Source organism: Mesorhizobium sp. M0077, from assembly GCF_040322955.1.
In the GTDB taxonomy this organism is placed as follows: domain Bacteria; phylum Pseudomonadota; class Alphaproteobacteria; order Rhizobiales; family Rhizobiaceae; genus Mesorhizobium.
On sequence record NZ_JAMYUL010000013.1, the window covers coordinates 163,007 to 176,095 of the forward strand.

14 protein-coding genes are annotated in these 13,089 nt (G+C 63.8%); 9 read left to right on the top strand and 5 right to left on the bottom strand.

The window, feature by feature from the left end; genetic code table 11:
• The first annotated feature begins 82 nt into the window (after positions 1–82).
• The 7 genes from NKJ57_RS23745 to NKJ57_RS23775 all read left to right on the top strand — a co-directional run bounded on the left by NKJ57_RS23745 (position 83) and on the right by NKJ57_RS23775 (position 6,693).
• On the top strand, positions 83–1,180 hold the full coding sequence (locus NKJ57_RS23745) for a zinc-binding metallopeptidase family protein (RefSeq protein ID WP_023730269.1): 1,098 nt from the start codon (positions 83–85) through the stop codon (positions 1,178–1,180).
• 62 nt (positions 1,181–1,242) lie between these two features.
• Positions 1,243–1,842: a DUF1236 domain-containing protein gene (locus NKJ57_RS23750; RefSeq protein ID WP_023742092.1), complete on the top strand. Its 600-nt coding sequence runs from the start codon at positions 1,243–1,245 to the stop codon at positions 1,840–1,842.
• Positions 1,843–1,989: 147 nt separating this feature from the next.
• The gene (locus NKJ57_RS23755; RefSeq protein WP_023745438.1) at positions 1,990–2,940 is read left to right on the top strand and encodes a CPBP family intramembrane glutamic endopeptidase; all 951 of its coding nucleotides are present in this window, start codon (positions 1,990–1,992) and stop codon (positions 2,938–2,940) included.
• 383 nt (positions 2,941–3,323) lie between these two features.
• On the top strand, positions 3,324–4,919 hold the full coding sequence (gene ffh / locus NKJ57_RS23760) for a signal recognition particle protein (RefSeq protein ID WP_023702591.1): 1,596 nt from the start codon (positions 3,324–3,326) through the stop codon (positions 4,917–4,919).
• A 7-nt stretch (positions 4,920–4,926) separates the two neighbouring features.
• Entirely contained in the window at positions 4,927–5,253 is a 327-nt protein-coding gene (locus tag NKJ57_RS23765) for a chorismate mutase (RefSeq protein WP_023671706.1), read from the top strand.
• Between the two features lie 105 nt (positions 5,254–5,358).
• Positions 5,359–5,760 carry a 30S ribosomal protein S16 gene (gene rpsP / locus NKJ57_RS23770; RefSeq protein ID WP_023671705.1) on the top strand — a complete coding sequence of 134 codons (402 nt, stop codon included), beginning with the start codon at positions 5,359–5,361 and terminating at the stop codon, positions 5,758–5,760.
• 87 nt (positions 5,761–5,847) lie between these two features.
• Positions 5,848–6,693, top strand: a complete 846-nt coding sequence (locus NKJ57_RS23775) for an acyl-CoA thioester hydrolase/BAAT C-terminal domain-containing protein (RefSeq protein ID WP_352512831.1) — start codon at positions 5,848–5,850, stop codon at positions 6,691–6,693.
• 87 nt (positions 6,694–6,780) lie between these two features.
• Here NKJ57_RS23775 and NKJ57_RS23780 read toward each other — a convergent pair whose 3' ends face one another.
• From NKJ57_RS23780 to NKJ57_RS23790, 3 genes are all read right to left on the bottom strand, one after another.
• On the bottom strand, positions 6,781–7,044 hold the full coding sequence (locus NKJ57_RS23780) for a YMGG-like glycine zipper-containing protein (protein ID WP_023687657.1): 264 nt from the start codon (positions 7,042–7,044) through the stop codon (positions 6,781–6,783).
• Between the two features lie 153 nt (positions 7,045–7,197).
• Positions 7,198–7,725, bottom strand: a complete 528-nt coding sequence (locus tag NKJ57_RS23785; protein WP_023831887.1) for an SRPBCC family protein — start codon at positions 7,723–7,725, stop codon at positions 7,198–7,200.
• A 14-nt stretch (positions 7,726–7,739) separates the two neighbouring features.
• On the bottom strand, positions 7,740–8,150 hold the full coding sequence (locus NKJ57_RS23790; protein ID WP_023687655.1) for a DoxX family protein: 411 nt from the start codon (positions 8,148–8,150) through the stop codon (positions 7,740–7,742).
• Positions 8,151–8,507: 357 nt separating this feature from the next.
• Here NKJ57_RS23790 and NKJ57_RS23795 point away from each other — a divergent pair, with 357 nt between their 5' ends.
• Positions 8,508–8,915: an ACT domain-containing protein gene (locus NKJ57_RS23795; RefSeq protein ID WP_023671700.1), complete on the top strand. Its 408-nt coding sequence runs from the start codon at positions 8,508–8,510 to the stop codon at positions 8,913–8,915.
• Positions 8,916–8,918: 3 nt separating this feature from the next.
• On the opposite strand, the gene NKJ57_RS23800 is transcribed toward NKJ57_RS23795, so the two are convergent.
• Together NKJ57_RS23800 and NKJ57_RS23805 are read right to left on the bottom strand one after the other, a co-directional pair.
• Positions 8,919–9,371 (bottom strand): GNAT family N-acetyltransferase, encoded by a 453-nt coding sequence (locus NKJ57_RS23800; RefSeq protein WP_023671699.1) that lies wholly within the window; start codon positions 9,369–9,371, stop codon positions 8,919–8,921.
• Between the two features lie 225 nt (positions 9,372–9,596).
• Entirely contained in the window at positions 9,597–10,631 is a 1,035-nt protein-coding gene (locus NKJ57_RS23805; protein WP_023671698.1) for an aspartate-semialdehyde dehydrogenase, read from the bottom strand.
• Between the two features lie 423 nt (positions 10,632–11,054).
• Here NKJ57_RS23805 and NKJ57_RS23810 point away from each other — a divergent pair, with 423 nt between their 5' ends.
• Positions 11,055–12,896 carry a DEAD/DEAH box helicase gene (locus tag NKJ57_RS23810; protein WP_352512833.1) on the top strand — a complete coding sequence of 614 codons (1,842 nt, stop codon included), beginning with the start codon at positions 11,055–11,057 and terminating at the stop codon, positions 12,894–12,896.
• Positions 12,897–13,089: the final 193 nt, after the last annotated feature.

The window sequence follows — 13,089 nt, forward strand, 5'->3', positions numbered from 1 at the left end:
GCGGGCGTTTGGGCGAGGCGCCGCTCCGCACCATATTCCTCCTCTGACGCCATACGCCAACGCCTGACGCATCGAGATCGACATGAAACTGTTCGACTGCCCGCATTGCGGCCACCGCCTCTACTTCGAGAATGCGCAGTGCCTGAATTGCGGGAGTCTCGTGCTTTACGATCCCGAGCATGCGCGCTTTGCCTTGTCTGACGTCGACGGCATCTTCCACTGCACCAATGCGGATGAATGCGCCTGCAACTGGATGGCCGAACCGGGCCATACCTACTGCCGCGCCTGCGTGCTGAACCAGCTGATCCCCGACCTCTCCGTCGACGGCAACCGCCGCCGCTGGATTCGCGTCGAGGCGGCCAAGAAGCGCGCCGTCTATTCGCTGCTCGCCTTCGGCCTTCCGGTCGCGCCCAAGCACAAGCACGGCGACGAAATCGGCCTCGCCTTCGACTTCATTGCCGATCCGATCGGCGGCGGTCCCGGCGGCGAACGCATCCTTACCGGCCACGACAACGGCCTGATCACGCTCAACGTCGCCGAGGCGGACTCGGCCGAGCGCGAGCGGCGTCGCGTCGAGATGGGCGAAAATTACCGCACGCTGCTCGGTCATTTCCGTCATGAGCTTGGCCATTACTACTGGGACCGGCTGATCCGCGACGAGCCGCAACGGCTCGATGCCTTCCGGGCGCTGTTCGGCGACGAACGCCCCGACTACGAGCAGGCGCTGAAGGCCTATTACGCCAATGGCGCTGCGCCCGACTGGCAGCAGAACCATATCTCCGCCTATGCGACGTCGCATCCATGGGAAGACTGGGCCGAGACCTGGGCGCACCATCTCCACATCACCGACACGCTGGAGATGGTGCACGCGCTGAATTTTCCACTCGGCCAGCTTGAGACGATGGAGACCAATGTGCTGCCGCAAGGCGACACCGGCGGCCGGTTGCAGGCGGCGCCCGCGGAACCTGACGCCGTGCCCGAGCCGTTCGAAAAGATTCTCGCCCGCTGGCTGGTACTCTCGGAAGCCTCCAACTCGATCAACCGCTGCATGGGCCTGCCCGACCTTTATCCCTTCGTCATTTCGGACGTGACGGCGCAGAAACTCAGCTTCGTGCATGAGCTTTTGACCGGTTTGCCGAAAGAAACCGGAACAAATCGTGAGCTGGCGTCGGTATTTTAGCCGGAACGCATGCGTTCTGGTTTCGTTTGGTGTCGCGAGGGACCATGAAAGGGAGAGAAACCATGAGACGCATATTGTTTCCGGCCGTCGCCGGGGCGCTTGTCGCGATGTCGGGTGTGGCACTCGCCGATACCGCCGTCTCGGCCGTCACCGATCTTAATGTGCGCGCCGGCCCCGGCCCGCAATATCCTGTGATCGGCGTGCTCGCCGCCGGCCAGTCGGCGACGCTCAATGGCTGCATCGAAAACAGCAAATGGTGCACCATTGCCGAAGCCGGAGGCCAGGGCTGGGTCTATTCCGACTATGTCACGGCCGATTTCGGCGGCAACCGGGTCGTTCTGACACGCCGCCCCGCCGACGCCGCTATCACCGTGGTTACACCGCCGCAGGATGATTATCCCGATACCTATACCGGTGCGATTCTGTCCGACGACGGCCCCGTCGACGCCATCGACAGGCCACCGGCGGAAGTCGGCACCTATGTCAGCACGCACCGGCTCGATCCTGTCTATCTCGAGGGCGAGGTGGTGACCGGTGCCACCTTGCCCGACACGGTCGAACTGCGCGAAATCCCCGACTACCGCTACCGCTACGTCTATGTGAATGGCCAGCAGGCGCTGGTCGACCCGCAGACACGGCGCATCATGTACGTCGTGCGCTGATTTTGCCTGGAAAGAATGACAAGTGAACTCGTGCCGCCCTCCTGCCGAGGCTGAGGGCGGCAAAAGGGTCGCTGAACAGCAGCAATTGCGCGAGAGCCGACGATCCCCTAGATCATGCGACCCGATGCGTTCGGCAGAGGAACTCGCGTGATATCAGATCCAGCCGCCTTCGAGCGCTATAGCAACACGGCCACCGAAAAGACGAACCTGCCGCGGCTGATAATTGGAACGGCAGTCGTCGTCCTGTTCTGGGTGGCGATCACCCTGGTTGTGGTGCTTGGCGGCACCTATGTCGCGATCGTCTGGCATGTATTGCCGGACGATCCGCGCGGGCCGCTTCAGGGCTTTCTGGCCTCGCCCATCGGCATACTCACCGCACTCACCTCGTTTACCGGCATCTGGCTCGGCCTCTGGCTTGCCATGCGTTTCGTCCATGGCGAGCCGCTCTCGGCGCTTTTCGGCGCCAGTCGCCGCGTGTCCTTGTCGGGCTTCCTCAAGGGCCTGGTCGCGGTGCTGATCACATCGGCGCTTTCCGAAATCCTGCTCTACTGGCTACAGCCCGAAATCGCCCGCGGCACGATCAACCTGTCGACCTGGCTGCTGTTCCTGCTCCCGATCGTGGCGCTGACCCTGCTGCAGACCTCGTCCGAGGAGATGCTGTTTCGCGGCTATCTGCTGCGCGGCCTGGCCAGGCGCTTCGAGAGCCCTTACGTGTGGGCGCTATTGCCCGCTTTGCTGTTCACCTCCTTGCATTGGAGCCCGGGCTCGACCGCCGCCATCAACGCCTGCGTGCTGGCCTCGATCGCCGCCTTCGCCTTGCTGTTGACGCTGGTGGTTTATGTCACCGGCAATCTCGGCGCCGCCTTCGGCGCCCATCTCGGCAACAATCTCACCGGCTTCCTGCTGATCTCGCATCAGGAGAACTACAATTCCTTCGCCCTGTTCAACGCCAAGCCGCTGGAAGGTCCGGACTGGACGACGACGGATGCCGTCATCATCGCCGCCATCGGTATCGTCTGCACCTTGCTGACGATCCTGCTGCTTCTGCACCCGCGCTCGCCGCTGAAGGTTACGGCCGACCCTCGGGATGCAGGGTGAACTAAACAGGGACCGATCCAGAGACCGGGAAGCTGCCCTTGTCTTGACTCTTCGGCCGATTTCCTGTCTACAGCCCCGAAATCCGCGACGAGTATCCCTCCGAGCAAGCCGACCAGGACGCCAAAACCTTTTGAGGTGGGTGCTGTAAACAGATCCTGGAGGCCAACACCCGGCAGCGCTGAGCGCCCCCGGGTGCTTTTTGGTTTTGAGCTTTGCTTGGATGAGCGGCGCGAACGCACTACCTCTCGGGCACCATCGGGGTGCCTGAGAAAAAGGAAACGGAATGTTTGAATCGCTGCAGGAGCGCACAAGAGGCGTGGAGGGCCATCGGCCCGACAGGGATCACCATGAATCCAAGGCGCTCTCGCGCGGCGGGTTGACCAATGTTTGAATCACTTCAGGAGCGCCTTGGCTCCATCCTGAACGGCCTGACCGGCCGCGGCGCGCTGTCGGAGGCTGATGTCTCGGCGGCGTTGCGCGAGGTGCGCCGTGCGCTGCTCGAAGCCGACGTTGCGCTGGAAGTGGTGCGTTCCTTCACCGACAAGGTGCGCGAGAAGGCCGTCGGCGCGGCTGTCGTCAAGTCGATCAAGCCCGGACAGATGGTCGTCAAGATCGTCCATGACGAGTTGGTCGACATGCTCGGCGCCGAGGGCGTCGCCATCGACCTTAATGCGCCGGCGCCGGTCGTCATCATGATGGTCGGCCTGCAGGGCTCCGGCAAGACGACGACCTCCGCCAAGATCGCCAAGCGCCTGACCGAGCGCCAGAACAAGAAGGTTCTGATGGCCTCGCTCGACACGCGGCGGCCCGCGGCGCAAGAGCAGCTGCGCCAGCTCGGCGAGCAGGTCAAAGTCGCGACCCTGCCTGTCATTGCGGGCCAGAACCCGGTCGACATCGCCAGGCGCGCCGTCCAGGCAGCCAAGCTCGGCGGTCATGACGTCGTCATCCTCGACACCGCCGGCCGCACCCATATCGATGAGCCGCTGATGGTGGAGATGGCCGACATCAAGAAAATGTCGAGCCCGCACGAAATCCTGCTGGTCGCGGATTCGCTGACCGGCCAGGACGCCGTCAACCTTGCCAAAAGCTTCGACGAGCGCGTCGGCATCACCGGCCTGGTGCTGACCCGCATGGACGGCGATGGCCGTGGCGGTGCCGCGCTTTCGATGCGCGCCGTCACCGGCAAGCCGATCAAGCTGATCGGCACCGGCGAAAAGATGGACGGGCTGGAGGAATTCCACCCCAAGCGTATTGCAGACCGCATCCTCGGCATGGGCGACATCGTCTCGCTGGTCGAAAAGGCCGCCGAAAACATCGACGCCGAGCAGGCGGCGGCGATGGCCAAAAAGATGCAGTCGGGCAAGTTCGACCTGAACGACCTTGCCGGCCAGCTTCAGCAGATGTCGAAAATGGGCGGCATGGGCGGCATCATGGGCATGATGCCCGGCATGGGCAAAATGAAGGACCAGATGGCCGCCGCCGGCCTCGACGACAAGATGTTTGGCCGCCAGCTAGCCATCATCTCGTCGATGACCAAGGCCGAACGCGCCAATCCGGACATGCTGAAACATTCGCGCAAGAAGCGCATCGCCGCCGGCTCAGGCACGGATGCGGCCGAGATCAACAAGCTCTTGAAAATGCATCGCGGCATGGCCGACATGATGAAGGCGATGGGCGGCAAGGGCAAAGGCGGCGGCTTGATGCGCGGCATGATGGGCGGCCTTGCCTCCAAGATGGGCCTCGGCGGCATGATGCCTGGCGGCATGGGCGGCCCTGGGGGCATGATGGGCGGCGGCATGCCCGACCTCTCCAAGATGGATCCCAAGCAGCTCGAAGCCTTGCAGAAGCAGATGCCCGGCCTTGGCGGCATGAAGGGCCCGCCCACCCCGAGCGGCGGTGGCCTGCCCGGTCTGCCCGGCGGCATGAAGCTTCCCGGCCTTGGCGGCGGTGGTCTGCCCGGCCTCGGAAAGAAGAAGTGAGGACGCTATGAACGAAGAAAAAGACATGGCCGACGCACGCACCATCCTGGCCGGCTATCGCGCCTCGATCGACAACATCGACGCCGCCCTCATTCATATGCTGGCCGAGCGCTTCCGCTGCACCAAGGCGGTCGGCGTGCTCAAGGCCGAGCATGGCCTGCCGCCCGCCGACCCGGCGCGCGAGCAGGAGCAGATCACCCGCCTTCGCCAGTTGGCGAAGGACGCCCATCTCGACCCCGATTTCGCGGAAAAATTCCTCAACTTCGTCGTCCGCGAAGTGATCCGCCATCACGAGCAGATCGCCGCGTCCAACGGCGCAAGCAAAACCGGCTAACAAAGTGCATGTCGCCCAAAAGTGCGCAGCGGTTTTGGGACAACGACCTGCACCAGACAAAGCCATTAACCCAACACTGAGATCAGAAATTTTAGGAGAAATGAAATGCCCTTGAAGATCAGACTGGCCCGTGCGGGCTCGAAGAAGCGCCCTTACTACCACGTCGTCATCGCCGACGCCCGTTCGCCGCGCGACGGCCGGTTCATCGAGTCGATCGGCTCGTGGAACCCGCTGCTGCCCAAGGACGGCGAGCGCGTCAAGGTCGACGCCGACCGCGTCAAGCATTGGCTGTCGCACGGCGCCCAGCCGACCGACCGCGTGCTGCGCTTCCTCGATGAGGCCGGCCTCCTCAAGCGCGAAGCCCGCTCCAACCCGAAGAAGGCCGAGCCCGGCAAGAAGGCGCAGGAACGCGCCTCTCTGCTGAAGAAGGCCCAGGAAGACGCTGCCGCCGCCGTTGCCGCCGCTGCTGCAGCCCCGGCCGAAGCGGAAGCCGCCACCGCAGAATAAGCATCGCGTCATCGCATCGACAAAACGGCGGGCCTGTGCCCGCCGTTTTGCTAATGTGCGGCGATGTCATATGCGTTCGAACGAAAGATGACTGAGCGGACCGTCACGGAAGAGACCCTTTTCGGCGGCGTAGCCGGAACGCTGTTGCGATGCGCCGGCGCCACGACAGGCGTCGTCGTGCTCAGCGGATCGAGCGGCCGCATCGACGTCACCCGCGCCCGGCTCTTTGCCAAGGAACGAGCATCCGCTCTCGCGCTGCAATGGTTTGGCGGCGAAGGTCAGGTGCCCGGCATTTGCGAGATCCCGCTCGAAACGTTTTTCGCGGCGACCGACTATCTTGTCAAGATGGGATGCCGGCGCATCGTCTATGTCGGGACCTCGAAAGGCGCCGAGGCCTCCCTGCTTGCGGCGGCTCACGATCCACGCATCGGCCTCGTGGTTGCGATCAGCCCGACATCGGTGGTCTGGGGCAATATCGGGCCGGGCCGCGACGGCGTCAGCTGGCCGGAACGATCGTCGTGGACGCTCGAGGGGATTCCTTTGCCGTTTGTCCCAAGCAGTCCCGCTTGGAACGCTGAGTATGTCGATGGTCTGGTGTCCTACCGGGGGCTCTTCCTACGTGCCTTGCAAACCTTCAAGGACGCAGCGGCCAAGGCTGCCATTCCCGCCGAAGCTATTTCAGCCGACATTGTTCTGGTTGCGGGCGGCGACGACGCGCTATGGCCATCGCTGGATTTTGCCCAGTCGATCGTTCGGCGTCGCCAGGACACAGCAACGACCACCTGCCTCGTCTCAGTGCCCGACGCCGGCCACCGCATTCTGCTGCCGGGCGAAAACACGCCGCGCTCGGGGCTGCACGCCCATGGCGGCAATGACGACGCCGACACACGCCTGGGCCGCCTGGCTTGGGAGCATATCCGGGGATTGCTGTAGCGCAGGCAGCCATGGTCCAGCTGCCTTGGGCAACAGCGAAACCGGCGATCTATAGCCGCCGGTTTCCGATGTTGGACCTGGCTGTGTTCAATAACCGTCGGGGCAGCTGGCGATGTAGGTGCGCCCGTTGCGGCCGCGGTAGCGACATTGACCGCTTTCGCTGGCACGGCCGATCAGCGCGCCGGCCACGGCGCCGACGGCGCCGCCGACGACGGCGCCCTGAACCGGATCATTTGCCACAGCTGCGCCAACCGCCGCGCCGCCGAGGCCGCCGACCGCGGCACCCTTTTCGGTTTGCGAGCACGCACCCAGTGCGGTCGCCAGTACCAGAATGATCATCGCTCTTTTCATTATCGTTCCTCTCTCACGCGGATCGCCGTCCTCGCCGCCACGGCTCTAACTCCCAGACGGCTGATTTGATCCCGATGACGTGAGAGATCGCGGTGTCCGCGCCGGTCACATTCGTGCCGACCGCCGCCGAGCTTGTTGAAAATCCAGGCTTTTCTACCTTTCGGCTGCCTTTTTCAGATTGGCGAGGCCAGCCTCGAAATCCTTGCCGATCAGCGTATCGAAACTCATGAACAGGCCCATCAGCTTGGCAATGAAGGGCCGGCTGCCGCGCATTGCCCAGGTGACTGCGGTGGTGTCGCCCGAGGGCTTCAGGGTGAAGTCGACGCTGTTGCTGGCCCGGAACGGCTTCTCGAAGTCGAGCTTCAGCGACACCAGCGAGGATGGCACGGAATTGACGATCTCCATGCGTCCCTTGCCGGCCTTGGCATTGCCTTCCCAGGCGTAGGCGGCGCCCTTGCCGGCATCAGCGCCCGACAGCGTGCGCTTCATCAGCGGGTCGAGCTTTTCGTAGGGTGACCATTCCGGCCAGTGCTTGAAATTGTTGATCAGCGGAAAGATCGCTTCCGGCGCGGCCTTGATGCTGGCGGTGCGGGCGGTGACGAAATCATTCGACCTCGTCGCCGCATAGATGAGCACGGCGGCGATGATGACGACCAGGAGGATGAGAATGGTGCTGAGCATGTTTTTCTCCTCGCTTAACGGCTGAACGGGATCAGGGCGCGCACGCTTGGGTCGCGCAGATAGAGACCGCCCCACAGGATGATGCCGAGATAGACGCTAAACAGCGTGTGCGAAAACAACGGGCTGCCGACGCGCATATTTGTGGCGATGGCGCCGCCGAGATAGCCGGTGAGCAGGATGGCGCCGAGCACCGAGGTGCGGGGCAGCGCATAGAGCGCGGTCGAGATCAGCCCGATAATGCCGAGCGTGCGCGCGACATTGACATCGGCCGGCCAGCCGAGCGGCACCATGGTCTGGGTGACGACATCGAGCGGCGGCAGCTTGATGACGCCGTCGAAGATCATAAACAGGATGATGAGGCCGCTGAGCACGCGGCCGGTCCACAGGGCGCCCGATGAGACGGGCATGGTTTGAGAAATACTCACGGGTGTTCCCTCCTAAGCGGTTCGAGCCGTTTGCTGGCTTCGGACCAAGGACGAGCGATGGGGCGGCGATCCTACAGGGTGCGGATTCTTTTTGGGTAGCAGCAAGCAAAAGCCGCTGCGTGGCGATCCTTCACACCCCCCTCTGGCCTGCCGGCCATCTCCCCCGCAAGGGGGGAGATTACACGCTCGACCGCTTCGGCAATGTTCCATGAATGAGCGGAGCATCGAAACCGCCGATCTCCCTGGTTGCGGGGGAGATGCCCGGCAGGGCAGAGGGGGGCGCTGTCCCTCCACCTTGACGGACTATCGACATCCACCAGTCACGGCTATTGATAGGGCTGGGCGAGAGACGAGCGAATGGCCGGCGAGACTGATCTGAAAAAGCTGCTGGCGGCGATGACGCCGGAACTGCTGCCGGACGTCTACGTGTTCGCTACGCTCACACCTGGAATCAGCCGGCAGGCAGGCCTCGATCCCGTGATGGTCTTTCGCGAGCGCGAGGGTGTGACACTGATCGTGACCGAGGACGCGGCACGGGCGGCCGGGCTGACCGCTTCGTTCCGCTGCCGCATGATCACCCTGAACGTCCACTCCTCGCTGGAAGCCGTCGGCTTCCTCGCCGCCATCACCGCCCGGCTTGCCGCCGCCGGCATGGGCGTCAATCCGGTCTCTGCTTTCTATCATGACCATCTGTTCGTGCCCGCTGAGCGGGCCGAGGAAGCGATGGAGTTATTGCGCCAACTGGCCAAGGATAACGCCGGCTGAATATCAAGCTCGACGCACGTAGAGAATATCCGGCAGGCCTTCTTCGTTGGTGGTGCCCGCGCCGAACGCCTCGGGGCGAAAGCCATGGCGCTCGTAGAAGCGACGCGCGCCGGTGTTGGCCTGGAAGCAATGCAGTTTAACGATCCGTAGCGCGGCGGTCGCTTGCACCAGCAGCCGGCTGCCGATGCCTTGCCCCGTCCAGGCGGGGTCGAGATAGAGCTGTTCCACCCAATCGCCGCTCAGGGCAATGAAGCCGACAATGCCGGTGCCGGCCTCGGCGACCGTCACCTGCTGCCGGGACAGCACGATCTCGCGGATGAAGGCAAGATCCTCATCCGGCGTGTGGATGACCGGCATCCAGGAGAACGAGCCAAGTGCGGCCCGCATGACAATGGCGATGGTCGCGGCATCCAAAGCCGTGGCGGGGCGCAGCACGATTTTGGTGGGATCGTTCAAAGGCGTTTCTCAACAGAGGTCAGCGCTGCCCTCATCCCCCTGCCGGGACCTTCTCCCCGTGAACGGGGAGAAGGAAGGCTTCGGCCGAAGGCCGAGCCCGCGACTACGGGCCGCCGGCTTTCCGGCGCCCCGCGGAGGGCCAGCCGCGGCAGCGGCGATACGGCCCGTGAGCGATAAACGGAATCGGCCGAAGGCCGAACCCCGTGAGCGAAAACAAACCAGCCGTCAGGCCGCCTTCTTCTTCGGCTGGATCAGGCCGCGCTCGACCAGAAGCTCGGCGATCTGCACCGCGTTGAGCGCCGCGCCCTTGCGCAGATTGTCGGAGACGATCCACATCGACAGGCCGTTGTCGATGGTCGAATCCTCGCGGATGCGCGAGATGAAGGTGGCGTCCTCGCCGGCCGATTCCAGCGGCGTGATGTAGCCGCCATCCTCGCGCTTGTCCAAGACCTGGCAGCCCGGCGCTTCGCGCAGGATATCGCGCGCCTCGTCGGCGGTGATCGGCTTTTCGAACTCGATGTTGACGGCTTCGGAATGGCCGATGAACACCGGCACGCGCACACAGGTCGCCGTCAGCTTGATCTTGGGGTCGAGCATCTTCTTGGTCTCGGCGACCATCTTCCACTCTTCCTTGGTCGAGCCGTCGTCGAGGAAGACGTCGATGTGCGGAATGACGTTGAAGGCGATGCGCTTGGTGAACTTCTTGACCTCGACGCCATCGGCGACGAACACCGCGCGGGTCTGTGTAAAGAGTTCGTCCATGCCTTCCTTGCCGGCGCCCGATACCGATTGATAGGTGGCGACGACGACGCGCTTGATGGTGGCGACATCGTGCAGCGGCTTCAGCGCCACGACCAGCTGCGCCGTCGAGCAGTTCGGATTGGCGATGATGTTCTTGCGGGTGAACAGCGAGATCGCATCCGGGTTCACTTCCGGCACGATCAGCGGCACGTCCTGGTCGTAGCGGAAGGCCGACGAGTTATCGATGACGACGCAGCCCTGCTTGCCGATCTTCGGCGACCACTCCTTGGAGACGTTGCCGCCGGCCGACATGATGCAGATGTCGGTGTCGGAAAAATCATACTGGTCGAGCGTCTTGACCTTCAGCGAACGGTCGCCGAACGACACTTCGGTGCCCTGGCTGCGCCGCGAGGCCAGCGCCACGACTTCGCTTACCGGAAAGCCGCGCTCTTCCAGTATGTTGAGCATTTCGCGCCCCACATTGCCCGTGGCGCCGACTACCGCAACTTTGAAACTCATCAGAAATCTCCTGTCCCTCTCCGCTTGGTTTTTGGAGAAAACCCGCCGGCCAATGCGGGTTTTGTCCCCCGGGCCGGACCCGGGAGAGGGTGGTTAGGCCAAGGGAATCACACCGTTTTGGTGGTGGTTTTGGCCATAGTTTTGCTGGAACGGTAAGACGCGCCAACGCGCCCGGCCCCATGATTGTGGCCGGGGAAGTCGAATGCAAGAAGAGCCATCAGAAGGCCGCGCATCGAAAATGATCCCGTTCGATGCCGGCTTTTACGCGGTTTGCGTCAGGAGTCAATTGCGGCCAGGCACACGCCTGCCCTGTACAATAGCGGCCGCAAGAAGTACGAACGCCCAAATAGTGTTTGGCTGGCGTGCGTCAGCCCCGGCATGTGCTCCATGATGAGCCCAGACCCTGAATTCCGAAAGAGTGAGATGTCCAATTTCGAAGCTATTGTTCCTGCGCTGGCAGAAGCGCTGGAAAAACGCGGCTATACCGAGCTGACGCCAGTGCAGAAGGCCGTGCTGGAGCTCGGCGAGTCCGACGCTCTGGTGTCGGCGCAGACCGGCTCAGGCAAGACCGTCGCCTTCGGCCTCGCTTTGGCACCGACCCTTCTTGGAAGTGCCGAACGTTTTGACCAGGCTGGCGCACCGCTGGCGCTGGCCGTGGCGCCGACGCGCGAGCTCGCTCTGCAGGTGATGCGCGAATTGCAATGGCTCTACGCGCCGACCGGCGCCACCGTCGCGTCCTGCGTCGGCGGCATGGACATGCGCTCCGAACGGCGCGTGCTGGAGCGCGGCGCCCACATCGTCGTCGGCACGCCCGGCCGCCTGCGCGACCACATCACCCGCAACTCCCTCGACATGTCGGCGCTGAAAGCCGTGGTGCTGGACGAGGCCGACGAGATGCTCGACCTCGGCTTTCGCGAGGACCTCGAATTCATCCTCGATGCCGCACCGGCTCAGCGCCGCACGCTGATGTTTTCGGCCACCGTGCCGCGCTCGATCGCCACGCTGGCGCAAGGCTATCAGCGCGACGCCTTACGCATCTCGGCCGGCGGCGAGGAAAAGCAGCATCTCGATATCGAATACCGGGCGCTGAATGTCGCCTATCCCGACCGCGAGAACGCCATCATCAACGTGCTGCGCTTTTACGAGGCGAAGAACGCGCTGGTGTTCTGCAACACCCGCGCCGCCGTCAATCATCTGACGGCACGCTTCAACAACCGCAATTTTTCCGTCGTCGCACTGTCGGGCGAGCTCAGCCAGAACGAACGCACCCACGCGCTGCAGGCGATGCGCGACGGACGCGCCAAGGTCTGCATCGCCACGGATGTCGCCGCGCGCGGCATCGACCTGCCCAATCTCGAACTGGTCATCCATGCCGATCTGCCGACCAATCCCGAAACGCTGCTGCATCGCAGCGGCCGTACCGGCCGCGCCGGCCGCAAGGGTGTCAGCGCGCTGATCGTGCCCAACGGCGCCCGCAAGCGCACCGAGCGCCTGCTGCAGAATGCAGGGCTGAAGGCGACATGGGCGAGCCCGCCCTCGGCCGACGACGTGATCAAGCGCGACGACGAGCGCATCCTTGCCGATCCAGCCTTCGACGAGCCGGTGGCCGAGGACGAGCGCGGCTTCATCGACGCGCTTCTGGCCAGGCATGGCGCCGAACAGATTGCGGCCGCCTTCGTGCGCCAATGCCGCGCCAGCCGCTCGGCGCCCGAGGAACTGACGGAGGTCGCGGCCTTCACGCCGTCGCGAGACAGACCGGCGGGCGAAAAATTCGAACGCCGCGACGAAGCGCCCAGCCGCCGCGACGATTTCGGCGACAGCGTCTGGTTCTCGCTGTCGATCGGGCGCAAGCAGAATGCCGAGCCGCGCTGGCTGATCCCGATGCTGTGCCGCACCGGCAACATCTCCAAGCGCGAGATCGGCTCCATCAAGATGCAGCAGGATGAGACCTACGTGCAGATCGCGGCCGACTGGGCCGATCGCTTCCTCGCCGCCGTCGGCCCCGACAAGAAATTGCAGGGCAACATTGCGGTGAAGCGCCTGGACGGCACGCCCGACCTGTCGCGGGCCGGCTACCAGGCGCCGAAGCCCGACAAGAAGCCGCATCGTGGCAAGCGCCCGTTCGAGGCGCCGCAAAGCGCACACAAGCCGAAAATCGAGAAGCGGGAACGGCCCCCCGGCGATGCAAAGCCTTGGGCCGGGAAACCGAAATTCGACAAGGCTGGACCGCCGAAGAACAAGAAACCGAAGAAGCGGCCGGTTTGAGGCTCTTATCGGCCAATTACAGATGCAGGCGCTGCCCCTCATTGCCCTGCCGGGCGTTTCTCCCCGTATAGTGACGGGGAGAAAGGGCTGATGTCCGAACCGGATAGATAGGTAACAGAATGGACCGATAGCATGGGTGACAGTTTTCTTGTCCGCCGGAGGACCGGCGATGGTTTGGCGAGAGACTGGCATC

What these genes read in the sequence shown, in the direction of transcription:
- NKJ57_RS23745 (WP_023730269.1), top strand. Translation starts at nt 83, where the DNA reads ATGAAACTGTTCGACTGCCCGCATTGCGGCCACCGCCTCTACTTCGAG.
- NKJ57_RS23750 (WP_023742092.1), top strand. Translation starts at nt 1,243, where the DNA reads ATGAGACGCATATTGTTTCCGGCCGTCGCCGGGGCGCTTGTCGCGATG.
- ffh (WP_023702591.1), top strand. Translation starts at nt 3,324, where the DNA reads ATGTTTGAATCACTTCAGGAGCGCCTTGGCTCCATCCTGAACGGCCTG.
- NKJ57_RS23765 (WP_023671706.1), top strand. Translation starts at nt 4,927, where the DNA reads ATGAACGAAGAAAAAGACATGGCCGACGCACGCACCATCCTGGCCGGC.
- rpsP (WP_023671705.1), top strand. Translation starts at nt 5,359, where the DNA reads ATGCCCTTGAAGATCAGACTGGCCCGTGCGGGCTCGAAGAAGCGCCCT.
- NKJ57_RS23775 (WP_352512831.1), top strand. Translation starts at nt 5,848, where the DNA reads ATGACTGAGCGGACCGTCACGGAAGAGACCCTTTTCGGCGGCGTAGCC.
- NKJ57_RS23780 (WP_023687657.1), bottom strand. Translation starts at nt 7,044, where the DNA reads ATGAAAAGAGCGATGATCATTCTGGTACTGGCGACCGCACTGGGTGCG.
- NKJ57_RS23785 (WP_023831887.1), bottom strand. Translation starts at nt 7,725, where the DNA reads ATGCTCAGCACCATTCTCATCCTCCTGGTCGTCATCATCGCCGCCGTG.
- NKJ57_RS23795 (WP_023671700.1), top strand. Translation starts at nt 8,508, where the DNA reads ATGGCCGGCGAGACTGATCTGAAAAAGCTGCTGGCGGCGATGACGCCG.
- NKJ57_RS23805 (WP_023671698.1), bottom strand. Translation starts at nt 10,631, where the DNA reads ATGAGTTTCAAAGTTGCGGTAGTCGGCGCCACGGGCAATGTGGGGCGC.
- NKJ57_RS23810 (WP_352512833.1), top strand. Translation starts at nt 11,055, where the DNA reads ATGTCCAATTTCGAAGCTATTGTTCCTGCGCTGGCAGAAGCGCTGGAA.